Source organism: Rhizobium sp. BT-226, assembly GCF_025847085.2.
Lineage (GTDB): Bacteria > Pseudomonadota > Alphaproteobacteria > Rhizobiales > Rhizobiaceae > Rhizobium > Rhizobium sophorae.
In genome coordinates this window covers 198,717-222,959 of sequence record NZ_JAOYTI010000006.1, presented here as the reverse complement: position 1 = coordinate 222,959, position 24,243 = coordinate 198,717, and the positions used below count along the sequence as shown (strand labels likewise).

Here is a 24,243-nt window from a genome sequence, read left to right as displayed (position 1 = left end):
TCCGCAGCATATGCCGCGGATGGTTTTTGTCAGCAAACCATTATGCCAGCTTGTAACGCTTGGCCGGCACACTGCGAGACAGGTTCGGAATCAATGCCTGGCGCGCCTGCTCGTAAGCAGAAAGCAAGCCTGCATCCTCAAGCGCCGGAATCGTTGCGAACTCACCCTGCTTAAGGCCGGCGAGCGAGGCATCGACCATGTCTTCGGCCGACATTACGATCTCGTTCGGCAGATGCTCTATCGGCGTGCCGGCAATGCCCCAGAATTCCGTCGCTGTGGCGCCCGGTAGCACGGCCTGTATACGGATGTTCTTCTCCGTCAGTTCATGCTTCAGCGACTGGCTGAAGGCGAGCACGAAGGCTTTCGTGGCGCCATAGACGCCGTTCAGGCGCTCTGGCGCGATCGCGACGATGGAAGCAATGTTAATGATCGTGCCACCGCCGCGGGCAACGAAACCGGGAACGGCGGCATAGGTCAGTCGCATCAGCGCCGTCACGTTGAGTTCGATCATCTTCTGCATCTTGTCGACATCGGTGGCGAGCAGCGGCGCCGTTCCGCCAACGCCGGCATTGTTGACCAGAAGCGTGATGCTCCGGTCTTGCTTCAGCACGCCTTCGACACGGGCGAGGTCGGCCGTGTTGCCGAGGTCAGCCACAACGGTCTCGACCGTCCTGCCCGTCTCCTCAGTCAGTCCGCTTGCCAAGGCCTTCAGCCGCTCACCGTTGCGGGCAACGATGATCAGGTCATAACCCTGCTTTGCCAGCCTGTGCGCATAGACTGCTCCGATGCCCGAGGATGCGCCGGTGACAAGCGCCGTGCCCATATGTTCCTGTATCATGATCTATCTCCTCGCATGCGCCGGCCCGATGCCTTGCGCTTGAGGAGAGTCTTACGCTCGATTGCGTGCGTCCTGAATGTCATATATACCACTTTTCAGGACATCCTCTTTTTCGAAGGTGATGATCGTGCAGCAAATCGGCTTTCTGCTCTATCCCGGCTTCCAGATCATGAGCCTGGCGGCCGTCTCCGCCTTCGAGTTCGCCAATCTCGAGCTTGAGGAAAAGGTTTACGAGATCCGCTACCTCTCCGAAAATGGCGGGCCGATTGCCAACTCGCTTGGCATGATGATGGAGACGGAAGCCTTTGGCGACCCCGAGCTCGACACGCTGATCGTGGCAGGAGCGCCCGGTATCAGGCTGCCGAATGCCGCAGAAGCCGACTTCATCCGCGCAGCCCTGCCGGCCGCGCGTCGTCTGGCCTCGATCTGCACCGGTGCCTTCTTTCTCGCTGAAGCCGGCATCCTCGATGGCCGCCGCGCGACGACGCACTGGTATGTCTCCCGCGAACTGCAAAGCCGCTATCCCAAGATAAAGATGGAAGAGGACCGGATCTTCATTATCGATGGTTCCATCTGGACCTCGGCCGGCATGACGGCCGGCCTCGATCTGGCTTTGGCGATGGTCGAGAAGGATCATGGTTTCGAGGTAGCGCGCGCCGTTTCCCGCAAGCTCGTCGTCTATCATCGCCGCGCTGGTGGCCAGTCACAATTTTCCGCCCTGCTGGAACTGGAGCCTAAATCGGACCGCATCCAGAAGGCGCTCGCTCACGCCCGCAGCAATCTGAAATCGGCGCTTTCAGTCGAGGAGTTGGCGGAAGCCGCTCATCTCAGCCCCCGCCAGTTCAGCCGCGCTTTCCGCGCCGAAACCGGACAATCGCCGGCCAAGGCCGTCGAGAATCTGCGGCTGGAAGCGGCCCGTCTGATGATGGAGCAGGGCCGCCACCCGATCGATATCGTTGCCCGCGAAACCGGCTTTGCCGATCGCGAGCGCATGCGCCGCGCCTTCCTTCGCGCCTTTGGCCAGCCGCCCCAGGCAATTCGACGTGCCGCCGTGCAGGAACAGCAGATCTGATGCACCCGGCCTGCTGCCTAATTCCTTAAATCGGATTGGATTTAAGGATAAAATTATGCAGCAATTCAAAGCGCTACAGCGTCCTTAGCGCGTCTGAAACGACGCGCGGCGCTGTCGGCGGCCGGATGCATCATGTCCCGACTACTGCTCCTGAAGCGCCCGGCGGATCGCGGTCTCGACCGGCGAATAGGCGCCGTCCTTCCGTTCAAGCCGAAGAGGTTCGGCGGGTGCAAGGCCGGGCTGCGCCATGAAACGCGGCTCCTTGCCGCGATGCATCTGCGCTGCATGGATGAGGAACGGATGGCACAGATAGACCGTGCCCGCCAGGCCCGTCGCTAACGCCAGCGGACGGTCTTCTCCCACATGCTCCAGCCAGAGATGCGCCATCCCCGCTTCCCCCGCCGGCGCTAGAAGACGAGCAATATCCTTGTGAGAACCGACGCGGATACGGGTCGGCGCATCCTCCTCTCCGACATCCGAAAACAGGAAGAGCATGAGGAGCGCCCGCCCGCGCGAGGTGATGTTCACCCGCCAGGCAGAAAAATCCCGCTGCTCGTCCGGATCGGAACCCTTGCCGGGAAAGCTCAGATCGACATGCCAACCGGCATCGCCGGGATCATCGGGATGGGGAAAGCGGACCGGGAAACTGCCAAGCCCACTGCGCGGCTCCCAGCGCCCGGTGCCGACGAGCTGATCGAAGGCCGAATGCAATACCGGCGTGTTGACGGCTTTCTCGAAAGGTCCGCCGCCATAACCGGCAAGCCGCACCACTGGCTGCGTCCACGTCCTTGGATCATCCGCATCGAAGGGAATATCGCGCCACATGATGGCACGAGCTTCCTTGGCCAATTCGCGGGAAAAAGCATCGTCGATCCTGACGAAACCATCCTCGATGAATCGCTCGATCTGCGCAGCACTCAGTGCCGGCGGGTAAACATTTGATGTCATGACATATCTCTCTATCGCCAAACCTGCCGGCCCTTTCCTTGGCCAGATGCAGGGTGGTTACATCCACGGCAACGCGCCAGCCACGACGGCTGGTCAGCGGCCGCATCTTCTGATGCCCGAAGGCAGAGCCTTAGAGGCTCAAGAAGAAGACCGAAGCGATATTGAGGGTGAACGTCTTCATAGCGGTTCGAGGCTACAGGCTTGCGCCCGAGGGGTCAATGCAGAGATGTCAAGCCAACACCTCGCGCAACGCGCCATGCACCGACTGAAGCACGAGCTCGGCAAGGCGGGCCGCAGCCGGTTGCGGTTCGGCTTCCGCCCGATGTAGAACCAAACCGAGCTTCGGCAAATCCGGCAAGCCGATTGTCTCCGGCGCGAGCGGCCGGACCTTCGCCGGCAGGCCGATCGGCGTGCGGATGGTGAGGCCGAGGCCCGCCGCCGCCGCGGCCCAGAGACCGCCGAGACTGGGACTGACGAAGGCGAGCCGCCAGGAAATGCCCGCCTCATCAAGTGCCTTGGTCGCCGCGCTGCGCAGCAGGCACGGCGCCTCCAGCGAAGCGAGCGGCATCGGCTCGCCGCTTGCGGCTTGCCAGCCCGGCTGCCCCTCGGAAGGTCCGATCCAGCGCATCGGCACTTCGCCGATCCGCTCGCAATGCGCCGTCAGTGTGCCGTCGCTCCAGGCAAGCGCCAGATCGAGCTTGCCTGATGTGACACGCTCGAGCAATTCGGCATTGCGCACCACCCGCGCCTCGATGCGGACCTTCGGATGGGCACGCGCGAAGCGGCCAAGCACCTCCGGCAGCAAGGTCTCGCCGAAATCCTCCTGCAGGCCGAGCCGCACCCAGCCTTCCAGCTCGACGCTGTTGACGGCCGCAGCCGCCTCGTCGTTAAGCTCCAGCAGCCGCCGGGCATAACCGAGCATCGTCTCGCCGGCATCGGTCAGCGCCAGCCCGCGCCCTGCCTTGCGGAAGATCGGCGTGCCGGCCTGTTCCTCCAGCTTCTTCAGCTGCGCACTCACTGCCGAGGTCGAACGCCCGAGCCGCTCGGCCGCCTTGGCGAAGTTGCCAAGCTCCATGCCGGTCGAAAAGGTTCGAAGCACGTCGAGATCGAAGTTCGTCCGTCGCATTTCATAATCCCGTTTTTAAGGATCATTAATCCATAAAATTCTGATTTTCAGCATCATCGTGCCGTGCGATGGTTCTGCTGTCAAGGCCGACCGACGGCCCGAACCATGGAGATTCCGATGCCCTTCGTTCGCATTTCCCTTCGCAAAGGCAAGTCGCCGGACTACCTCATGGCACTGGCCGACAACATTCAGCGCGCCCTGGTCGAGACCTTCGACGTGCCCGAAAGCGACCGCTTCCAGACCATCCACCAGCATGACGAGAACGAATTGATCTTCGACCGCAGCTATCTCGCCGGCCCGCGCTCCGACGATTTCGTCTATATCTCGATCACGATCGGCAGGCCTCGCACCGGCGAGATGAAGGCTGCGCTCTATCGGCGGCTCGCCGATCTCCTGGCGCAATCGCCGGGCCTCCGGCCTGAGGATGTGATGATCGTCATCAGCACCAGCGCACCGGAAGACTGGTCCTTCGGCGACGGCATTGCCCAGATGACCGACCCAGACTGGCGGCTTCGTGTGGCTGGAGGTAGGCAATGAGGAAACGGCTGCAGCCGGTGGAGGGACAGTCATGATCACCATGCAGTACGGCTTCACCCTGCCCGCCGATTACGACATGTCGATCATCGATCGCCGCATCCGCGACAAGGGGCCGATGCTCGACGGCTTTCCCAATCTCGGCTTCAAGGCCTATCTCAGCGCCCGCAAGGGGGAGTTCGGCAGCCACGACAATCTCTATGCGCCCTTCTATCTCTGGCGGAGGCCGGAAGGAGCAAGCGACTTTCTGTGCAGCCCAGGTTTCGAGGCTCTCACCAGCGCCTTCGGCTGGCCACAGGTGAGAACGTGGATCGTCTGGCAGGCAGAAATCTCGCCTGATATCGCCTCAGCCCGGTTCGCCACACGCCATATTCTGCAAACGGAGCGTTACGCGCCGCTTGCCGATATCCGCCGTACCGAAAGCGCAGAGGCCACAGCCGCCGTTGCGACAGGCGCCGCACTCGCCTCCGTCTCCGGCTTCGAACCGACGACCTGGACGCGGGTGCGCTTCAGGCTCTGGCGGGAGATTTCCGAGATCGGTGAACAAACGCAAGCCTATCGCGTCGGTCATCTATCCCTGGCTCGACCCTGAACTCAGACGGTCGCCCGGCGATAGAATGCGAGCGAGCCGGCAAGCGCCAGCAGCGCGCCACCGCAGGCCCGCTCCAGCCACATGGCGCCCGAGGTTTTCAGGAAACGCACCGCCTGCGAGCCGAAGAAGGCGTAGCCGAACATGATGAGGAAATCGAGCGCGGCAAAGACAAGGGCGAGCAGCATATATTGCATCGCCTGCGGCATGGTCGGATCGATGAATTGGGGCAGGAAGGCCGAGAAGAACAGGTAGCCCTTCGGATTGGTCGCCGCGACCATAAAACTCTTCAGTCCGATCGAGAAGGGCGATGTCGCACTCGCAGGCGCTCCGGACTTCAACGCCGCATCGATCGTGCCCTTCGAACGCAGCAGCATGATGCCGAGAAAAGCGAGATAGGCGGCGCCTGCCCATTTCAGCATCGAGAACCAGAATTCCGATGCCGCCAGCAGCGCACCAAGCCCGATCGCGACGGCGCCGATCAGCACGAAATCGGACAGCACCGCGCCGATCATGCCGGCAACGGCCCGGCGCAGACCGTGCCGAGAGCCGTTGGTCAGCGCCAGCAGCACCGTTGGCCCCGGCGTCGCGATGCCAACGAAGGAAACGGCCGCAAAAGCCAGAAGCGTGACGATATCCATGATGCTCCTCCGAACCCTGCCCTAGGGACCGAAACTTGCACGCGCCGCCAAGCTTGGCAATGCCGATCCGTCAACGAAAAAGCCCACCGCCTCTCCTCAGGCAGCGGGCTTTCGAAGGGATGCAATTGGATCAGACGCCGCTCTGGCCGTCGGAGCCGATATAGGCAATGCGGATCATGTTGGTGGCGCCGGGCGTGCCGAGCGGCACACCGGCCGAGATGATGATGCGATCGCCCGGCTTGCCGAAGCCTTCGTCCGCGACGATGCGGCAGGCGCGGTTGACCATGTCGTCGAGGTCGGTCGCGTCATGGGTGACGACGCAATGCAGGCCCCAGACGACGGCAAGACGGCGCGCCGTCTTGATGATCGGCGACAGCGCCAGGATCGGCACCTGCGGACGCTCGCGCGAGGCACGAAGGCCTGTCGTGCCCGACGAGGTGTAACAGACGATCGCCGACAGCTTCAGCGTTTCGGCGATCTGGCGGGCGGCAAGCGAGATCGCATCGGCGCCGGTCGCTTCCGGCTGGGCACGCTGGGCATAGATGATGCCGGGGTAATGCGGCTCGCGCTCGATGGCGGTGGCAATCGACGCCATCGTCGAGACGGCTTCGACGGGATAGTCGCCCGAGGCAGATTCGGCCGAGAGCATGACGGCATCCGCGCCTTCGAAGACGGCGGTCGCGACGTCGGAAACTTCGGCACGTGTCGGCACCGGCGCTGAGATCATCGATTCCAGCATCTGGGTGGCAACGACCACCGGCTTGCCCGAACGGCGGCAGGCGCGGATCAGCTGCTTCTGGATGCCGGGAACCGATTCGAGCGGCATTTCGACGCCGAGATCGCCGCGGGCGACCATCAATGCGTCGGAAAGCTCGATGATTTCCTCGATGCGCTCGAGAGCCTGCGGCTTTTCGATCTTCGACATCAGGCCGACGCGGCCGCGGGCGATCTTGCGCACTTCGGCAAGGTCGTCGGGACGCTGGACGAAGGAAAGCGCCACCCAGTCGACATCGTCGGTGGCAAGCACGGCGTCAAGATCGGCGCGGTCCTTGTCCGTCAGCGCGCCGACGCCGAGCAGCGTGTCGGGAAGGCTGACGCCCTTGCGGTCGGAGATGCGCGTGCCCGAAATAACGGTGGTGACGATGCTCTTGCCGTCGCATTTTTCTGCGCGCAGGGCGAGCTTGCCGTCATCGATCAGCAGACGGTGGCCGGGCTGCACCGACTCCAGGATCTCGGGGTGCGGCAGATAGACGCGGTTCTGATCGCCGAGCGCTTCGTTGTTGTCAAGCGTGAAGGTCTGGCCGGGTTTCAGATCTACCTTGCTGTCGACGAACTTGCCGACACGCAGTTTCGGTCCCTGCAGGTCGGCGAGAATGCCGATCGGCCGGCCGGAGCGGGCCTCGACCGAGCGAATGCGCTGAATAAGCGTACGCATCAGGTCGTGGCTCGCATGGCTCATATTGATGCGGAAGACATCGGCACCGGCCTGGTGCAGCTTCTCGATCATCGATTCCTCGGAGGAGGCTGGCCCGAGGGTGGCGAGGATTTTAACTTTGCGATTACGCTTCATCAATTCTGGCTTTCTTGCGTCCCTGGGGTGTCGGAGAGCTGAACCATCCAGCTACCCTGGCGGCCCGTATCATATTCCTTGAATCCCATCTTCTGGTAACCGCGGGCATAACAATCCTGCACACCCGCGATCTTGAATTCGTTTTCCGCCACGCACATCTGCACGTCACCCGTCCATCGTCCTCCCCGGGCGGCGTCCTCTGCGTAGAGATAATAATAACGCGACTGCAATTCTCCCTCGATCAACGTGGCGCAGGTCGTTGCCGGCACCTGCCACCAGCCCTCCGTCACCCAGCCATCCTTGGCCCGGTATCCGATCGCGACGCCGACGAGATTCTGTGTTCCGTTGCAGACGCGAAAATCGGCGCGTGCGGCATCTGCGATGAAAAACGGCATGGCGGCTGCAAGAGCGAACAAAGCGAGACGGACCAGGGGTCCGGACCGCGTGAGGAAACTTGGCGCGGCTTGGATCAACACGGCTCCCAAATAGCTCCACGGTTATTCGTATCCGTGTCTTCTTGCGCCGCCGTCAAGCGAAAGTCAACGCAATGCTAATCGATTATATTTCCTTTCATAATCCACCTGTCGAGGGTCCGGCTCAACCTCTCCCCGCCTGCCACGCTTGAACCCGCCGCAGGTGCATGCGATCACTGCGCCCGACGGCGCAATGACGAACGGCAATTCCTGATGGACGACTTCCAATCCTTCGAAATCCTATCCGGCAAACATGACAAAGGCATGGTGATCCTCGCAGATCACGCGATGAACCGCCTTCCCGCGCGATATGGCCGGCTCGGACTGCCCGACGCGGCCTTCGCCCGCCACATCGCCTATGACATCGGCATCGAGGGCCTGACGCGGCAGCTTTCGGCGAAGCTCGGCGTTCCTGCCGTGCTCGGCGGCTTTTCGCGTCTGCTGATCGATCCGAATCGCGGCGAAGACGATCCGACGCTGATCATGAAGATCTCCGACGGCGCCGTCATATCAGGCAATCATCCGATCACACCGCAGGAATGGGACTACCGCATCGAAACCTTCCATCGCCCCTATCACGACGCTGTCGCCGCAACGATCGACAGCGTGGCGAATGCCACTGGCAGGGCGCCGCTGGTGCTGTCGCTGCACTCCTTCACGCCGGCCTGGAAAGGCATTCCCCGTCCCTGGCACGCCGCTGTGCTTTGGGATAGCGACCATCGCGCCGTCGGCCCGCTGCTCGACATGCTGCGCGCCGACCCCGATCTCGCCGTCGGCGACAACGAACCCTATGACGGCGCACTGAAGGGCGATACCATGTACCGCCATTGCATGATCACAGGCATCCCGCATGCGCTGCTCGAAGTGCGGCAGGACCTGATCGCAGACGAGACCGGCATATCGGCATGGGCCGAACGCCTGGCGCCGATCTTTGCGGCGATGAATGCCGATCCCGCCTTGCACGGATACGACGTTCATTTGTCGCGCACCGGCCCCTATTGAACGAAGGCCCGATTTTAACGAAAGGAAGCGAGATGACCGCGCTCAGCAAGGAACAACAGACCGAATTCGAAGCTGCCGCCTTCCGCCGCCTCGTCGCACATCTTCGCGAACGCAGCGACGTTCAGAACATTGATCTGATGAATCTGGCCGGCTTCTGCCGCAACTGCCTGTCGAACTGGTATCGCGAAGCCGCCGAGGCCGAAGGTGTCCCGGTTACCAGGGACGAATCGCGCGAAATGGTCTATGGCATGTCCTATGAGGACTGGAAGAATCTTCACCAGAACGAGGCCTCGCCTGTGCAAAAGGCTGCTTTTGAACTGAACAACCCACACAAATAGCTCGGGCGGCCGCGAACAGGCTTGACCGTGACGCCGCTTCGCGGCAGTCACTGGCATCCAAAATTGATCACCGAAAAATCAGGAGAACACGATGTCTGATGCTCATGGCGTCGCCCGCGATCAGCTTCGCGCTTTCATCGAGCGCATTGAACGGCTGGAAGAAGAAAAGAAGACCATCGCCGACGACATCAAGGACGTCTATGGCGAGGCCAAGGGAATGGGCTTCGATACCAAGATCCTGAAGAAAGTCGTGGCGCTGCGCAAGAAGGACGAGCAGGAGCGCATGGAAGAGGAAGCAATCCTCGACACCTACCTGCTCGCGCTCGGCATGATCGAGTCGCCGCCGGAAGGCTGATCCGCCGACATCGCCTATCTCGATAAGCCGTCGGGCCTTCCGGCGGCTTTTCTTTTGCGCGCAAGGCGGAACGGCCATCTCGCTCCATCGAAACAGCAAAAAGAAAAACCGCCGGATCGCTCCGGCGGTTTCGACATTCCGTAATCGGCAGGCTCAGTTCGTGTTGAACTTGCGCACTTCCATGAAGTTCACAGCCGTGCCGCTGAAGCGGGCCGGGTCGACCGAAGCGGTCTTGACGTTGAAGCCCTCGGCATAGACGGCGGTCGGCTGGGCGCGCATCGTCTGGCTGACGAACCGCGGCGCCTTGACCTGCTTGGAAGCCATTTCCAGGCGGGCATTGGTGAGCGCCCACTGCGAGATCATCTTTTCCGTTAGCTTCGGCTCGGTGCGCACCGTCGTGCGGCTGGCATCCGCTGCCGCGGCTTCCTTATGCGTCGGGCGACCACCCTTGGCAGGAAGCCCCTGCGCCACGGCGCTTTCGACAGCCGGTTCGTCGAAGCCGTCGCCAAAGCTTGCAGATTTGGTCATCGGCGCCAAGGCGGCGAGTTCGAGCGGCGGCTTTGCGGCAGGCGCCTTTTGCGTCATCGCGGCGTTGATCGCCTGCTCAACCGTTTGCGGCGGCGCCTTCGACGCGATCTGGCTTTCCGCATCCTCGTTCCGCTGCTGGTCGAGCGCATCGGCAAGGGCAGGAGACAGCGCGTCCTGATCGGCTTCGTCGGCCTCTGCTTCCGGATCGGCATCGGCCGCGGCAAGAAGGTTCTCGGCAACGGCAGGGCGTTCGATCGGCGTCGGAACCGGCAGCGCATTCGCGCCCGTCAGCATGGGATCGGCCAATGCCACCTCGGCGTCGCCAGGCGCCCGGCGCTGGCCGAGAAGCGAGGGAACCGGAATGCTGTAGGCGCTGAGATCGGCGAACTGCTTCGGCTGGGCCTGATCGGCCGGAAGGGCCGCCGCAAGAGCCTGCTGTGCGGCATTACCCGAAGGCGGCGCGACGAGCGCGCTCGCCACTTCGCTGCCCGTCGGCTGGTTGCTGAATGCCGGGCGAACCTGCGGTACCGGCGCGTTCAGGTCGGCGACTTCGGTCTGCTGCGGCTCGGCAGGAGCGGGCTCGGCCTTCGGCGGCGTCGCCTTGGCGACGGCAACAGGCGTGGAATCGTCCGACTCGTCTTCCTGCTCGTCCGCTCCGCCGCCAAAGAGCGCGGCAAACAGCGTCTTATGCTTCGGCGCCGCCGATTCGGAAGCGCTGGCGATCTGGATCTGCGGGCCGCTGCCGCGGCGCTTATACTCGGCCATTGCCTGCTGGTAGCCCGGCAGCGGCTTACCGTCGGCCGGAATATGGATGGTATTGCCGTTCGGGAAGAGCCGAACCAGTTCGTCGCGGCTCATGCGCGGCCAGGCGCGAACGCCGCCGACATCCATATGCACGAAGGGAGAGCCCGATTTCGGATAGAAGCCGACGCCGCCGACCTGCATTTTCATGCCGATGGCGCGCAAAGTCGCCAGCTTGACGTCGGGAATGAAGAAGTCCATCGCCTTGCCGAGCATATGCTGGCTCTTTTCGGCGACACCGGACTTGCGCGAGCGGCCGCGCAGCATCTCGTTGGTTCCCGGCGAACGGAAACCGCAGACGACGTTGATGTAATCCCTCGAACCGCTCTGGCGATAGACTTCCCAGATCAGGTCGAACAGGCGCGGGTCCATCTTCGTCGGCTGGTTCTTGCGCCAGTCGCGCAGAAAGCGGTTCAGCTGCTCCAGACCCTTGGGGTCGAACTTGCCGTTACGCTTGTAGGTGATGACGGCTTTTTCGCCGGTATGAATGAAATAGAGCTTGAGGCTGCGGGTGTCGCCCGCTGCCTGCGAAGGCGTACCAACGAATACCGGTGAGGAAACCGCGAGCGCAATAAGGGCGGCCGCTACCGTCCTCATTGCCTTTCCGCAAATGTCGGCGCACAACAAACGCCAGCTCAAGCGCGAAGGCTTGGAATTCCCATTCAGATTCGGCAACTCGATCCCCGTCAGACAGACAATGTCCCGTACTGTCTCAGATGACTGTCAAATGCGGTCACACGATGGCAAAAATGCCACACATGATCAACCTTTTCTTTACATAGTGAACGCGCCACTAACAAGTGGTTTATGACTAGTAACAAAACGCGGTTGCCTTAATCTTAATGAAAAGCGCTTAAGCCGCATCTTTCTGGGGATTGTCAGGGTCTATGCCGTAGTCCTTGAGCTTGCGATAAAGTGTGGATCGGCCGATGCCGAGCTTGCGTGCTACTTGACTCATCTGCCCGCGATAGAATTTGAGCGCGAATCGGATGAGTTCCTCCTCGACATCGGCAAGCTTGCGCACGTCTCCGGCAGGATTGACGCTGGCGATCGCATTTTCCGAGGTCTCGGACAGGCGGTGGTGCACCTCACCCATCGACGCCCTGAAGTCCTCGCCATAGCCATCGTCGGGATCGAGGCCGGTGTTGTCGGCAACGAGCGCCAGGTGATCTATCACTTCATATTCGGGAAGCTGGGCGGCGATCTGCGGGAAATCCGCCTCGGTCAGCTCCGGTCCTTCGGCCAGGACGACCGCACGGAAGATCGCGTTTTCGAGCTGGCGGATATTGCCCGGCCAGTCATAGGCGGTCAGCAAAGCCAGCGTGCCGGCATTCACCGTCATGCGGCGGCCGTTCTTCTGCTCGCTGGAGAAGCGGTCGGCAAAGACGCGCACCAGATGCGGAATGTCTTCCTTGCGTTTGCGTAGCGCCGGAATGGTGATCGGGAAGACGTTGAGGCGATAGTAGAGATCCTCGCGGAAATGGCCGTTCTTGACCTCCTCGATCAGATCCTTGTTGGTCGCAGAGATCAGCCGGACATTGACCTTGTGCGCGGTGCGCGCACCGACTGTCTCGATCTCGCCCTGCTGCACGGCACGCAGGAGCTTCACCTGCACGTCGAGCGGCAGATCGCCAATCTCGTCGAGGAAGATTGTGCCGCCGTCGGCTTCCATGAATTTGCCGATATGACGCTCGGTCGCGCCGGTAAACGCACCCTTCTCGTGACCGAAGAGAATGCTCTCGACCAGATTATGCGGGATCGCCCCGCAATTGACCGTGACGAAGGGCTTGTTCGAGCGGTCGCCGCCGGACTGGATGGCGCGCGCCACCAGTTCCTTGCCGACGCCGGATTCGCCTTCGAGCACGACGGGAATGTTGGACTGAGCCGCCCGCTGGGCGAGATCGATGACGCGGAGCATCGCCGGGCTTGCCGAGACGATGTCGTCGAAGCCGACCGAGCCTGAGCGCGACCGGCGTCCGGCCCGCGCCTTCACCTCGCGCTGGTCGAGCTTCATCGCGTTCGAGATCGAAGTGGCGATGCGTTCGGGCGAGACCGGCTTGACGACGAAATCGAAGGCGCCGGCGCGCATCGCCTGCACCACCGTCTCGATGCCGCCCTGCCCCGTCTGCACGATGACGGGGATCTGTGTGCCGAATTCATGAAGCGCATCGAGGAATTCGAGGCCGGTCATCTCCGGCATCATCAAGTCGAGCACGATGACGTTGAAAAGGCCGCTGTCGCGTTTGACCATTTCCAGGCCGATGCGGCCATTTTCCGCCTGGTGCACGACATGGCCGTGACGCTCGATTGCGTTCTTGAGCAGGCGGCGCTGCACGGGGTCGTCCTCGACCACGAGGATTTGCCCTGCTCCCTTGAGCTCATTGTAACCGGTCATTGTCGCCTCACTTCATGCGAAACCATGAAGCGCACTCTGACAGCAAGGCTTGAACATCCAGTTTTGAGAAACAATTGCATTTTAACGATTGCAACGGGTCGTTTTCGTGCCGAAGCGAGGCCTTTCATGCGCCGAAAACCCCTTGATGCGGGGCGTTAGCACGCTTACAGCGCCGCGCGTCTTTTCAGACGCGCAAAGGACGCTGTAACACTTTCAATCGACGCATCGTGCTTTCCGAAAATCGATTCCGATTTTCGGGCCGATGCGGTAGACAAGCTGACCTGTTACGGCAGACCTGTTATAAAAGTGGAGAGGAATTGCGCTCATGAAAAACAAGCTCCCGCACGCCGGCCTTCTTCTATCGGCGGCAGCGCCAGCTGGGGCCGCCGATGCGGCGCTCGGCGATCTGCCGGTCTGGAAGCTGCAGGATCTTTATCCCTCCGCCACCTCCACCGCCTTCGTCGCCGACATGGAAAAGGCCGGCAAGGCCGCGATCGCCTTTGAAGAAAAGTGGAAGGGCACGCTCACTGAGGCGGCGACGAAGACCGGCGCTGAGGGCATCGGCGCGGCGCTGAAGGAATATGAGGCGCTGGATGACATCATCGGCCGTCTCGGCTCCTTCGCCGGCCTCACCTATTTCTCCGACACCATCAACCCGGCAAACGGCAAGCTCTACGGCGACGTACAGGCCAAGATCACCGAATTCTCCGGCCATCTCCTATTCTTCGCGCTGGAACTGAACCGCATCGACGACGCGGTGATCGACGCCTGCATGGCGAATGATCCCGCCGCCGGACATTATCGCCCATGGCTGCTCGACCTCAGGAAGGACAAGCCCTACCAGCTCGACGACAGACTGGAACAGCTCTTCCTCGAGAAATCGATGACATCGGCCGCAGCCTTCAACCGCCTCTTCGACGAAACCATGGCGGAACTTCGCTACGATATCGATGGCGAAAAAGTGCCGCTCGAAGTGGCGCTGAACAAGCTGCAGGAAAAGGATCCGGAAGTGCGCCGCAAGGCAGCCATGGCGCTTGCCGAAACCTTCAAGACGAATATCCGCACCTTCACGCTGATCACCAATACACTTGCCAAGGACAAGGAGATCGCCGACCGCTGGCGCGGCTTCGAGGACATCGCCGACAGCCGACACCTGGCAAATCGCGTCGAGCGCGAGGTCGTCGATGCGCTGGCCGCAGCCGTCCGCGAAGCCTATCCCCGCCTTTCGCATCGCTATTACAAGATGAAGGCGAAATGGCTCGGCATGGAGCAGATGAATTTCTGGGACCGCAATGCGCCCCTTCCGGAAACCTCCAGCGCCACCATCTCCTGGCCGGAGGCGAAGGACACGGTGCTTTCGGCCTATGGCAATTTTTCCCCCGAAATGGCTGATATCGCCAGGCGGTTCTTCGACGAACAGTGGATCGATGCGCCGGTCCGTGCCGGCAAGGCGCCCGGCGCCTTCGCCCATCCGACGGTTCCCTCGGCCCATCCCTACGTGCTCGTCAATTACATGGGCAAGCCGCGCGATGTGATGACGCTCGCCCATGAACTCGGGCACGGCGTGCACCAGGTTCTCGCCGGTGCGCAGGGGGCACTGATGTGCCAGACGCCGCTGACACTTGCCGAAACCGCTTCCGTCTTCGGCGAAATGCTGACCTTCCGCGCCCTTCTGGAAAAGACCACCGATACGCGCGAGCGCAAGGCGATGCTTGCCCAGAAGGTCGAGGACATGATCAACACGGTCGTGCGCCAGATCGCCTTCTACGAATTCGAGCGCAAGCTGCACACCGCCCGCAAGGCTGGCGAACTCACAGCCGACGACATCGGCGAACTCTGGCTCTCCGTCCAGTCGGAAAGCCTTGGGCCGGCGATCAACATTTCCGAGGGCTACGAGACCTACTGGGCCTATATCCCCCACTTCATTCACTCGCCCTTCTATGTCTACGCCTATGCCTTCGGCGATTGCCTGGTGAATTCGCTCTATGCCGTCTACCAGAAGGCCGAGAAGGGCTTCCAGGAGAAGTATTTCGAACTGCTGAGGGCCGGCGGCACCAAGCATCACTCGGACCTGCTGAAGCCTTTCGGCCTCGACGCCACCAATCCGTCGTTCTGGAGCCAGGGCCTGTCGATGATCGAAGGGCTGATTGATGAGTTGGAGGCTTTGGATAGAGGCTGAGGCTCGGCCACGACCAGAAAAGCGAGTGCCACGATAGGCTCAACCGCATTCTGCAACGTCCATGAGGATCCATGACGGCACCCCACTCTCCCTCATTCCTGTGCTCGTCACAGGAATCCAGCGCGCCCAAGTCCTTGGGCGCCGGGGACTCCTTGTTTGCCGAAAATAGATCATTCACGGCGCGGACGCGCCGTGGCTGGATTCCTGTGACGAGCACAGGAATGAGGGAGGTGGGTGCCACTGCGGTCTCGGCCTACCGCAGCAAAACCACGAGTTTCGCATCGCCCGGCATCGCAGACGCGACCGTCGGATAACCAAGCAATATGCCGCGAACAATGTCTGACCCCTACATTCTCTTCCGCGACGACACATCAGGACAGGTGATGCTTTTTGCCGAGCCGGCAGAGATCATCGTTGCCAGGACGCGCGCCGAGTTCTTTGCGGGCCTTGCCCGTATGCAGCAGGCAAAGGCCGCAGGCAAATGGCTTGCCGGCTACATGGCCTATGAGGCCGGATACCTCTTCGAGGAAAAACTTGCTCCCTTCGCCGGGGAACATCGCGAGACCCCGCTCATCTGTTTCGGCGTGTTCGACGCTCCGCAGGCCGATACGCATCCGCTTGCCCAGCCAAAACAGCGCCTCGAAAACGAGGAATTCCTCACCGCTCCGAAAGCTGCCTGGGATTTCCCTATATATAAAGAGCGCTTCGACCGTCTCCACCAGCACCTGCGGCTCGGCGACGCCTATCAGGCGAACCTCACCATGCCGGTCGAGGCTCGCTGGAACGGCGACCCTCGGGCCGCCTTCTGGTCGCTGATCGAACGCCAGCCGGTCAAATACGGCGCGCTGGTCGATCTCGGCGGCCCGATCATCCTTTCGCGGTCGCCCGAACTTTTCTTCCGCACCGATGAAGAGGGCTGGATCGAGACCCATCCGATGAAGGGCACGGCGAAACGCGGCGCTACCGCCGCCGAGGATGCCGAAATCATCGAGACCATGCGCCGCGATATCAAGACGCAGGCGGAAAACCGCATGATTGTCGATCTCCTGCGCAACGATATCTCCCGCATCACCGAGGTCGGCACGCTCGACGTCCCGAAGCTCTTCGACATCGAGACCTATCCGACCGTCCATCAGATGGTGAGCCATGTCCAGGCAAGGCTGCAACCCGATCTTTCGATCCGCGACATCTTCTCCGCGCTCTTCCCCTGCGGTTCGATCACCGGCGCGCCGAAGATGCGGGCAATGGAAATCCTCCATGCGCTCGAGGATGTCCCGCGCGACGCGTATTGCGGCGCGATCGGCATGATCTCGCCCACCGGTGCCATGCGTTTTTCCGTCGCCATCCGCACCATCACGCTTTTTGAGGGCGGCAGGGCCGTCTTCAATGTCGGCGGCGGCATCGTCTTCGATTCGACCGCCGAGGCCGAATATGAGGAATGCCTGCTCAAGGCCCGCTTCGCTATCGGCGACCAATGGATTGCGCGATGATCGATTTTTCGCTGATCGAGACGCTACGCTGGCAGCCCGGCGAGGGCTTCATCCGGCTGCGGCTGCATCTCGCCCGGCTTTCCCGCTCCGCCCGCCGCCTTGGTTTCCCCCCACCGATCGAGGCGGAAGCAAAGCTCGAAACGGCCGTTGCAGGTGCCGCCGGTCCGCGGCGCATCCGCCTGACTTTCAACGCGCAAGGCCATATCGAGGTGACGAGTGCAGCTTTCGTCCCGCTGGGACAGGATACGGTCTGGACCGTCCGCATCGCCAAGACCCGCCTCGATTCCTCTGACAGGTTGCTGCGCGTCAAGACTACGCGCCGCGCTATCTATGAGAGCGCCCGCGGCGAATATACGGCAGCCGAAGCCGATGAGGTCATCCTTTTAAATGAGCACGGCGACGTCTGCGAGGGCACCATCACCTCCATCTTCCTGGACGACGGAACCGGCATTCTGCGCACCCCTCCCATCTCCTGCGGCCTGCTCGCCGGCGTGCTGCGCACCGAACTCATCTGCAGCCGCAAGGCCCGCGTCGGCCGTATCACGCTTGCCGATCTCGATGCCGGCACGCTTTATATCGGCAATTCGCTGCGCGGTCTGATCCGCGCAAACCTCGTCAGGAGCTGACCATGTTCATTCTCTCCCTCACCTATGTGAAATCCAACGACGAAGCCGACAGGCACATGGAGCCGCACATGGCCTGGGTGAAGGAGGGCTACGCCAAGGGCTGGTTCCTCGCCTCCGGCCGCAAGGTGCCGCGCACCGGCGGCATTGTCCTGGCAATCGGCGATCGCGCCGCAATCGAGGCCTATGTCGCCGCCGATCCCTTCACCATCCACGGCGTCGCCGAATACGAAATCACCGAGCTTGCCGTGACGACGGCGGTCGAAGGACTGGAAATCCTGAAGCGCTGAATTCGCAGGAGCCGATCATGGATGATCTAGCAGCCCATCTGAAAGAGCTCGAAGAAAAACTCTTCGATCCGTCGGTTCGCGCCTCGCGGGACATGCTGACCGCGCTGCTCTCGCGCGATTTCCGCGAAATCGGCAGTTCCGGACGGCTCTATACCTTTGAAGTCATTGTGCCCAGTCTCTTGGCCGAGCAACGGACGGGAACGTCCCGCGGCGAGCATTTCGAAACCCAAAGACTTGCCGAGCACATCGCGCTCGTCACCTACCGCGCCATTTACACAGACACCGACGGAAGCGAAAGGCGGACGCTGCGCAGTTCCATCTGGCGGCTGGAAGAGGACGGGCACTGGCGCATGCTCTTCCACCAGGGCACCGTCATCGGTTAAGCCAATCCATGCGGCCTGCCGATCCCCAGGACGGTTTCGCCGGCCCCTATCGCCGCTCGATATTTGGGCTTTCCCCGTCAACGCTCTTTATTGTGACGCCATTTTATGATTAGAGCCGGTCACCTCGTACTCTCTGCGGCAATTTCAAAATAATTCTTCGGGCTGAACGCCTTCGTCCCCTTCCACAGGAGAAAAGAATGACGGAACAGAACTATCCGGTATATGCCGAAATTACCGGTCCGATCGTGATGATCGGCTTTGGCTCCATCGGCCGCGGCACCCTGCCCCTGATCGAGCGCCATTTCAAATTCGACAAGAGCCGGATGGTCGTCATCGACCCTCGTGAAGAGCCCTCCGACATGGAGATCCTGAAGAAGCACGGCGTTCGCCACATCAAGGAATATGTCACCAAGGACAATTACAAGGAACTGCTGAAGCCGCTGCTGACGGAAGGCGAAGGTCAGGGCTTCTGCGTCAACCTTTCGGTCGACACCTCCTCGCTCGACATCATCAAGCTCTGCCGCAAACTCGACGTTCCCTATATCGACACGGTCGTCGAGCCCTGGCTCGGCTTCTATTTCGACAAGAGCATGAGCAATGCCGACCGCACCAACTATGCGCTGCGCGAAACCATGCGCAAGGAAAAGGCGAAGAACCCGGGTGGCGCCACTGCCGTCTCCACCTGCGGCGCCAATCCCGGCATGGTCTCCTGGTTCGTCAAGCAGGCGCTCGTCAACCTCGCCAATGACATCGGCCTCAAATTCGAGGAACCGGACCAGCACGACCGCGAAGGCTGGGCAAAGCTCATGAAGAAGGTCGGCGTCAAGGGCATCCACATTGCCGAGCGCGACACCCAGCGCACCAAGCATCCGAAGCCGCTCAACGTCTTCTGGAACACTTGGTCCGTCGAAGGCTTCATCTCCGAAGGCATGCAGCCCGCCGAACTCGGCTGGGGCACGCACGAAGAGTGGATGCCGAAGAATGCCAAGAAGCACAAGAAGGGCAACAAGGCGGCGATCTACCTGGAGCAGCCGGGCGCCAACACCCGCGTGCGGACCTGGTGCCCGACGCCCGGCCCGCAATATGGCTTCCTCGTCACCCACAACGAGTCGATCTCGATCGCCGACTTTTTCACGGTCCGCGACAAGGACGGCGAAGTGACCTTCCGCCCGACCTGTCACTATGCCTACCATCCGGCCAACGACGCCGTTCTCTCGCTGCATGAGATGTTCGGCAATGGCGGCACGCCGCAGCCGGTCCATCACGTTCTCGACGAGGACGAACTGGAGGACGGCATCGACGAACTCGGCGTCCTGCTCTACGGCCATGAGAAGAATGCCTATTGGTATGGCTCGCGCCTGTCGCTGGAAGAAACCCGCCGCATCGCGCCCTACCAGAACGCCACCGGCCTGCAGGTCACATCAGCCGTCCTGGCCGGCATGGTCTGGGCGCTGGAAAACCCGAATGCCGGCATCGTCGAGGCCGACGAGATCGATTACAAGCGCTGCCTCGAAGTGCAGATGCCCTATCTCGGCCCGGTCGAAGGCCACTACACCGACTGGACCCCGCTCGACGGCCGTCCGGGCCTCTTCCCCGAGGATATCGACACCAAGGATCCCTGGCAGTTCAGGAACATTCTGGTTCGCTAGAGCAATTCCAGGAAAAGTGCGCAGCGGTTTTCCCAGGCAAGGCGCGAAGCGCTTTTGCCGGGAATTGCGTGATAAAAACTTAGAGCGGTTCTGCGTTTCCATGAAAAGCTGCACCGCTCTAAGATCGCCTGCACGACTTCGACAATGCCCGCCGCAAGGCGGGCATTTTTGTAACGCCGGCTGTCTAAATGCCGCCCGCCGCCCTTCCAAGGCTTGCCTTCATGCCGGGCGCGCGCCATGTTTTGCCCGAACTTGGCGGCTGTCCGCCGCGCCGATTCGCCGGGAGAAGCCTTATGAAAATCAGAACTGGTCTTGTTCTTGTCGGTGCAGCGGCCGCTCTTGCCGCCTGCGTTTCATCGGAGCCGCGCCGCTTGCCGGTTGCAACCGCGCCCGCCGCCACCGGCGTCGAAGGCAACTGGAGCGATCCGAACGGCATCGTTTCCACCTTCCAGGGCGGTAGTTTCACCACCCGCACGACCGACAGCAACCAGCTCCTTGCCTCGGGCACCTATATCAATACCTCACCGACCCTGGTGGAAATCAACATGACCTCGCTGGTGCGCAAGACCCAGTCCAAGGTCAATTGCGCGCTCGTCAACCCGAGCCAGCTCAATTGCACGTCCGATTCCGGCGCACAGTTCACGCTTTCCCGCCGCGGCTGAAAGATAAGGCGATAGGCTAAGCACGCCATGCGGGCCTTCGCCTCTTATTTCGTCCTGCTGCTCGCGATGCCGCTTGCGGCACTTGCGGTCGTTTTGCCGGCCAATGTCTATCGTGCCCAGGGTATCGCCTCTCCCGATTGCGACGGGCCGCTGCAGGTGCTGATCTTCGCCGTGCCGGCAGTCTTGATCTATGGTGCGGGCGCGCTCCTTGTCTATCGGGCCGGCCGGCGCTTTCATCGCCTCGTTTCCCTTCTCTGCTTGATCATCGCGCTCGCCACGGTTCCGAATATCGCGGAGGCCATGCACGAACTCTATCGAAACACCGGCGACGGCGAATGCCTGGGATAGGCAACCCGGCTTTTTTGGCCTGCCCCCTTGGAAAGCGCCTCGCCTGGCCCAGCTTTCTCTTGCGGTCGTGCATCGTCTGATGGAACATCCGCAGGCCGGGAAACCGCCCCGGCGCACGATGAAAGGGTCGGCGAGGATCAGGGGGATCTTTCGCCTCAATCAGGAGAACAGGGATGACGAAGTCTTTCAGCTTCGGTCTTTTGACCGCGTCCATGCTGGCGCTGAGCGCGGGCGCCGCCTTTGCGGATTACGAACTCAATATTCTTCATATCAACGATTTCCATTCGCGCATCGAATCGATCAACAAGTTCGACTCCACCTGCTCGGCCGAGGAGGAAGGCAAGAAGGAATGCTTCGGTGGTGCTGCCCGCCTGAAGACCGCGATCGACCAGCGCCGTCAGGCGCTATCCGGCAAGAACATCGTCCTCCTCAACGCCGGCGACAATTTCCAGGGCTCGCTCTTCTACACCACCTACAAGGGGGCAGCCGAAGCCGAATTCCTGAACCTGATGAAGTTCGACGCCATGACCGTCGGCAACCATGAATTCGACGACAGCGAGGACGGGCTCGCGACCTTCCTCGACAAGGTGCAGTTCCCTGTCGTGACCGCGAACGTCAAGGCGACTGCCGCCTCCAAGCTCGGCGACCGCATCAAGCCGTCGCTGGTGCTCGATATCGGCGGCCAAAAGATCGGCATCGTCGGCGCCGTCACCAATGATACGGCAGAGCTTTCCTCCCCCGGCCCGAACGTCACGATCGCCGACGACGTTGAGACTATCACAGCGGCCGTTCAGGATCTGAAGGGCCAGGGCGTCAACAAGATCATCGCGCTGACCCACGTCGGTTACACCCGCGATCTCGCCCTGATCGCCAAGATCCCGGATGTCGATGTCGTGGTCGGCGGGCATTCCCACAGCCTGCTCTCGAACACCGACCCGAAGGCCGAAGGCCCGTACCCGACGATGGTCGACAATCCCGGCGGTTACAAGGTGCCGGTCGTCCAAGCCGCCTCCTACAGCAAATATCTCGGCGATCTCGTCGTCAATTTCGACGATAGCGGCGTCGTCAAGGATGCCAAGGGCGATCCGATCCTGATCGATTCCACCTTTACGCCCGATCCTGCCGTCGTCGCCCGTATCGCCGAACTGGCAAAGCCGATCGAGGAACTGCGCAAGAAGGTGATCGGCTCTTCCGAAAGCCCGATCGAAGGCGACCGCAAGGTCTGCCGCGTCAAGGAATGCTCGATGGGCAATCTGGTGGCCGACGCCATGCTCGATCGCACCAAGAACCAGGGCGTCACCATCGCCGTCCAGAACGGCGGTGGCCTGCGCGCTTCGATCGACGGGGGCGAGATCACCCAGGGCGAGGTCATCACCGTCCTGCCTTTCCAGAATACGCTCGCGACGTTTGAGCTGACCGGCGCAGACATCGTCAAGGCGCTCGAAAACGGCGTCAGCCAGATCGACCAGGGCGCCGGCCGCTTCCCGCAGGTCGCCGGCCTGAAATTCTCGTTCGACCAGTCGAAGCCAGTCAATAGCCGTGTCAGCGACGTTCAGGTGAAGGACGGCGACAATTTCGCTCCGATCGACCCGGCCAAGACCTACAAGGTCGCCACCAACAACTTCATGCGGGCCGGCGGCGACGGTTACTCGATCTTCAAGGACGGCAAGAACGCCTATGACTATGGTCCGGACCTTGCCGACGTGACCGCCGAATATGTCGCAGCACATTCGCCTTACAAGCCCTACACGGATGGCCGCGTCACGGAACTGGCGCAGGCAGCGCCTGCTCCCTCCGCTTCCGAGCCGGCGCCTGCCGCACCGGCAGCTCCGACCCCTTCTACAGAACCCACACCGGCTGCTCCGGCCCCCGCCCCGGCAACACCGGCACCTGCCACCGAGCCCGCCCCGGCTCCCGCACCCGCCGCACCGGCACCGGCAGCACCCGCACCCGCTGCGGAACCGACGCCGGCACCGGCAGCCTCCACACCTGCCGCGACGACGCCTTCCACCCACGTCATCGCCGCGGGCGACACCTTCTGGGATCTCGCCGTGACCTTCTATGGCGACGGCACGCTGTGGCGGAAGCTTTCGGATGCCAATGGCAAGCCGAACCCGCGTCACCTGACGGTCGGCAAGGAGATCGAGGTCCCCGCCAAGTAAGACGATTTGTCTCGATGCCACTGGCCGGTCCGGGGTTTCCCGGGCCGGCTTTTCTTTCTATAGGGTGAACCACGATCTCCAGGCTGCGTATGAGCCGACGGGACAAATGAACGTTGGGACCAGAATGACAGCAGATATTTCACTCCGCCCGGCCGATCATCCGGCCGTCAAATTTGGTAAGGTCGGTGTGCTGCTGGTCAATCTCGGCACGCCTGACGGCACCGATTATACCTCGATGCGCCGCTATCTCAGGGAATTCCTGACCGATCGCCGCGTCATCGAATGGTCGCCCTGGAAGTGGTATCCGATCCTGTTCGGCATCGTGCTCAACACCCGCCCGCAGAAGGTTGGCAAGGCCTATGAGCTGATCTGGAACAAGGAGAGGAACGAAAGCTTTCTGCGCACCTATACCCGCAACCAGTCGGAGCTGATGGCCGAGCGCCTGAAGGATCTTGATAACGTCAAGGTCGACTGGGCGATGCGCTACGGAACGCCGTCGATTGCCGCGCGCATCGACGCGCTGAAGGAAGAAGGCTGCGACCGGATCGTGCTCTTTCCGCTCTATCCGCAATATGCGGCGGCGACGACCGCCACCGTCAACGACAAGGCCTTCCAGAAGCTGCTCACGATGCGCTGGCAGCCGGCGCTACGCACCGTTCCCGATTACCACGACGACGAGACCTATATCGAGGCGCTCGCCACGTCTATCGAAAGGCATCTTTCGACCCTCGACTGGAAACCCGAGATGCTGCTCGCCTCCTTCCACGGCATACCGATGTCCTATTTCAAGCAGGGCGATCCCTATTACTGTCAATGCCAGAAGACCGGGCGGCTGCTGCGCGAGCGGCTCGGGCTCACCAAGGAAAACTTCATGGTCACCTTCCAGTCCCGCTTCGGGCCGGAGGAATGGCTGCAGCCCTATTCCGACAAGACCGTGGAGAAGCTCGCCAGGGACGGTGTCAAGCGCATTGCAGTCATCAATCCCGGCTTCGTCTCCGACTGTCTGGAGACCCTGGAGGAGATCGCCGAACAGGCCGCCCACTCCTTCCACGAAAACGGCGGCGAGAAGTTCGCGCATATTCCCTGCCTCAACGACAGCGAGGACGGCATGAAGGTACTGGAAAAGGTCGTCCGCCGCGAATTGCAGGGCTGGATCTGAGAAACTTTTCAGAAAACATCGCCGCACGGACCGCTGGCGAAGACTCGAATAACTCAGCCCAGACGAAACCTCCATCTCCCACAGATGT

25 protein-coding genes are annotated in these 24,243 nt (G+C 61.6%); 16 read left to right on the top strand and 9 right to left on the bottom strand.

Annotated features, from left to right (window positions below; translation table 11 throughout):
* Nucleotides 1–40: 40 nt before the first annotated feature.
* Nucleotides 41–838, bottom strand: a complete 798-nt coding sequence (locus OIU37_RS30240) for an SDR family oxidoreductase (protein WP_180696310.1) — start codon at nucleotides 836–838, stop codon at nucleotides 41–43.
* 127 nt (nucleotides 839–965) lie between these two features.
* Here OIU37_RS30240 and OIU37_RS30235 point away from each other — a divergent pair, with 127 nt between their 5' ends.
* Entirely contained in the window at nucleotides 966–1,910 is a 945-nt protein-coding gene (locus tag OIU37_RS30235) for a GlxA family transcriptional regulator (protein ID WP_168308533.1), read from the top strand.
* 141 nt (nucleotides 1,911–2,051) lie between these two features.
* Here the strand turns inward: OIU37_RS30235 and OIU37_RS30230 are convergent, their stop codons facing one another.
* Both OIU37_RS30230 and OIU37_RS30225 read right to left on the bottom strand, forming a co-directional pair.
* Entirely contained in the window at nucleotides 2,052–2,858 is an 807-nt protein-coding gene (locus OIU37_RS30230) for a phytanoyl-CoA dioxygenase family protein (protein WP_180696309.1), read from the bottom strand.
* A gap of 229 nt (nucleotides 2,859–3,087) precedes the next feature.
* On the bottom strand, nucleotides 3,088–3,984 hold the full coding sequence (locus OIU37_RS30225; protein ID WP_171605547.1) for a LysR substrate-binding domain-containing protein: 897 nt from the start codon (nucleotides 3,982–3,984) through the stop codon (nucleotides 3,088–3,090).
* 117 nt (nucleotides 3,985–4,101) lie between these two features.
* On the opposite strand from OIU37_RS30225, the gene OIU37_RS30220 reads away from it, so the two are divergent.
* Both OIU37_RS30220 and OIU37_RS30215 read left to right on the top strand, forming a co-directional pair.
* Nucleotides 4,102–4,521 carry a tautomerase family protein gene (locus tag OIU37_RS30220; protein WP_180696308.1) on the top strand — a complete coding sequence of 140 codons (420 nt, stop codon included), beginning with the start codon at nucleotides 4,102–4,104 and terminating at the stop codon, nucleotides 4,519–4,521.
* Between the two features lie 31 nt (nucleotides 4,522–4,552).
* Nucleotides 4,553–5,110, top strand: coding sequence for a DUF4865 family protein (locus OIU37_RS30215; RefSeq protein WP_180696307.1), 558 nt, complete (start codon nucleotides 4,553–4,555; stop codon nucleotides 5,108–5,110).
* Between the two features lie 2 nt (nucleotides 5,111–5,112).
* On the opposite strand, the gene OIU37_RS30210 is transcribed toward OIU37_RS30215, so the two are convergent.
* From OIU37_RS30210 to OIU37_RS30200, 3 genes are all read right to left on the bottom strand, one after another.
* Nucleotides 5,113–5,748: a LysE family translocator gene (locus tag OIU37_RS30210; RefSeq protein ID WP_180696306.1), complete on the bottom strand. Its 636-nt coding sequence runs from the start codon at nucleotides 5,746–5,748 to the stop codon at nucleotides 5,113–5,115.
* A gap of 130 nt (nucleotides 5,749–5,878) precedes the next feature.
* A complete protein-coding gene (gene pyk, locus OIU37_RS30205; RefSeq protein ID WP_171605544.1) occupies nucleotides 5,879–7,318 on the bottom strand; it encodes a pyruvate kinase in 1,440 nt (479 codons plus the stop codon).
* Complete coding sequence (locus OIU37_RS30200) at nucleotides 7,318–7,803, bottom strand: DUF1036 domain-containing protein (RefSeq protein ID WP_020051593.1); 486 nt, start codon at nucleotides 7,801–7,803, stop codon at nucleotides 7,318–7,320. The genes pyk and OIU37_RS30200 overlap by 1 nt, the downstream gene beginning before the upstream one ends.
* A gap of 201 nt (nucleotides 7,804–8,004) precedes the next feature.
* On the opposite strand from OIU37_RS30200, the gene OIU37_RS30195 reads away from it, so the two are divergent.
* The 3 genes from OIU37_RS30195 (at nucleotide 8,005) to OIU37_RS30185 (ending at nucleotide 9,486) form a co-directional block, all read left to right on the top strand.
* Entirely contained in the window at nucleotides 8,005–8,793 is a 789-nt protein-coding gene (locus tag OIU37_RS30195) for an N-formylglutamate amidohydrolase (protein WP_129419593.1), read from the top strand.
* A 32-nt stretch (nucleotides 8,794–8,825) separates the two neighbouring features.
* Nucleotides 8,826–9,131, top strand: coding sequence for a DUF1244 domain-containing protein (locus OIU37_RS30190; RefSeq protein ID WP_003542852.1), 306 nt, complete (start codon nucleotides 8,826–8,828; stop codon nucleotides 9,129–9,131).
* A gap of 91 nt (nucleotides 9,132–9,222) precedes the next feature.
* On the top strand, nucleotides 9,223–9,486 hold the full coding sequence (locus OIU37_RS30185; RefSeq protein WP_003542853.1) for a DUF2312 domain-containing protein: 264 nt from the start codon (nucleotides 9,223–9,225) through the stop codon (nucleotides 9,484–9,486).
* A gap of 153 nt (nucleotides 9,487–9,639) precedes the next feature.
* Here OIU37_RS30185 and OIU37_RS30180 read toward each other — a convergent pair whose 3' ends face one another.
* Together OIU37_RS30180 and OIU37_RS30175 are read right to left on the bottom strand one after the other, a co-directional pair.
* Nucleotides 9,640–11,490 carry a DUF882 domain-containing protein gene (locus OIU37_RS30180; protein ID WP_180696304.1) on the bottom strand — a complete coding sequence of 617 codons (1,851 nt, stop codon included), beginning with the start codon at nucleotides 11,488–11,490 and terminating at the stop codon, nucleotides 9,640–9,642.
* Between the two features lie 178 nt (nucleotides 11,491–11,668).
* Nucleotides 11,669–13,210, bottom strand: coding sequence for a sigma-54 dependent transcriptional regulator (locus OIU37_RS30175; RefSeq protein WP_171605541.1), 1,542 nt, complete (start codon nucleotides 13,208–13,210; stop codon nucleotides 11,669–11,671).
* 325 nt (nucleotides 13,211–13,535) lie between these two features.
* Here OIU37_RS30175 and OIU37_RS30170 point away from each other — a divergent pair, with 325 nt between their 5' ends.
* From OIU37_RS30170 to OIU37_RS30145, 6 genes are all read left to right on the top strand, one after another.
* Entirely contained in the window at nucleotides 13,536–15,389 is a 1,854-nt protein-coding gene (locus OIU37_RS30170; RefSeq protein ID WP_180696302.1) for a M3 family oligoendopeptidase, read from the top strand.
* A 335-nt stretch (nucleotides 15,390–15,724) separates the two neighbouring features.
* Complete coding sequence (locus OIU37_RS30165) at nucleotides 15,725–16,879, top strand: aminodeoxychorismate synthase component I (protein WP_264259612.1); 1,155 nt, start codon at nucleotides 15,725–15,727, stop codon at nucleotides 16,877–16,879.
* Nucleotides 16,876–17,505 carry an aminotransferase class IV family protein gene (locus tag OIU37_RS30160; RefSeq protein ID WP_264259611.1) on the top strand — a complete coding sequence of 210 codons (630 nt, stop codon included), beginning with the start codon at nucleotides 16,876–16,878 and terminating at the stop codon, nucleotides 17,503–17,505. The genes OIU37_RS30165 and OIU37_RS30160 overlap by 4 nt, the downstream gene beginning before the upstream one ends.
* A gap of 2 nt (nucleotides 17,506–17,507) precedes the next feature.
* Entirely contained in the window at nucleotides 17,508–17,792 is a 285-nt protein-coding gene (locus OIU37_RS30155) for a YciI family protein (protein WP_171605537.1), read from the top strand.
* A gap of 17 nt (nucleotides 17,793–17,809) precedes the next feature.
* Complete coding sequence (locus OIU37_RS30150) at nucleotides 17,810–18,175, top strand: DUF4440 domain-containing protein (RefSeq protein ID WP_171605536.1); 366 nt, start codon at nucleotides 17,810–17,812, stop codon at nucleotides 18,173–18,175.
* 197 nt (nucleotides 18,176–18,372) lie between these two features.
* Nucleotides 18,373–19,824 carry a homospermidine synthase gene (locus tag OIU37_RS30145; RefSeq protein WP_180696299.1) on the top strand — a complete coding sequence of 484 codons (1,452 nt, stop codon included), beginning with the start codon at nucleotides 18,373–18,375 and terminating at the stop codon, nucleotides 19,822–19,824.
* Here the strand turns inward: OIU37_RS30145 and OIU37_RS30140 are convergent.
* Complete coding sequence (locus OIU37_RS30140) at nucleotides 19,821–20,063, bottom strand: hypothetical protein (RefSeq protein WP_180696298.1); 243 nt, start codon at nucleotides 20,061–20,063, stop codon at nucleotides 19,821–19,823. The genes OIU37_RS30145 and OIU37_RS30140 overlap by 4 nt on opposite strands.
* Nucleotides 20,064–20,117: 54 nt before the next feature.
* Here OIU37_RS30140 and omp10 point away from each other — a divergent pair, with 54 nt between their 5' ends.
* The 4 genes from omp10 (at nucleotide 20,118) to hemH (ending at nucleotide 24,155) form a co-directional block, all read left to right on the top strand.
* Nucleotides 20,118–20,486, top strand: coding sequence for an outer membrane lipoprotein Omp10 (gene omp10, locus OIU37_RS30135; protein WP_012758937.1), 369 nt, complete (start codon nucleotides 20,118–20,120; stop codon nucleotides 20,484–20,486).
* Nucleotides 20,487–20,513: 27 nt separating this feature from the next.
* Complete coding sequence (locus OIU37_RS30130) at nucleotides 20,514–20,834, top strand: hypothetical protein (protein WP_264259610.1); 321 nt, start codon at nucleotides 20,514–20,516, stop codon at nucleotides 20,832–20,834.
* A 173-nt stretch (nucleotides 20,835–21,007) separates the two neighbouring features.
* Nucleotides 21,008–22,996 (top strand): 5'-nucleotidase C-terminal domain-containing protein, encoded by a 1,989-nt coding sequence (locus tag OIU37_RS30125; protein ID WP_264259609.1) that lies wholly within the window; start codon nucleotides 21,008–21,010, stop codon nucleotides 22,994–22,996.
* A 124-nt stretch (nucleotides 22,997–23,120) separates the two neighbouring features.
* Nucleotides 23,121–24,155 carry a ferrochelatase gene (hemH, locus tag OIU37_RS30120; RefSeq protein WP_264259608.1) on the top strand — a complete coding sequence of 345 codons (1,035 nt, stop codon included), beginning with the start codon at nucleotides 23,121–23,123 and terminating at the stop codon, nucleotides 24,153–24,155.
* Nucleotides 24,156–24,243 lie beyond the last annotated feature (88 nt).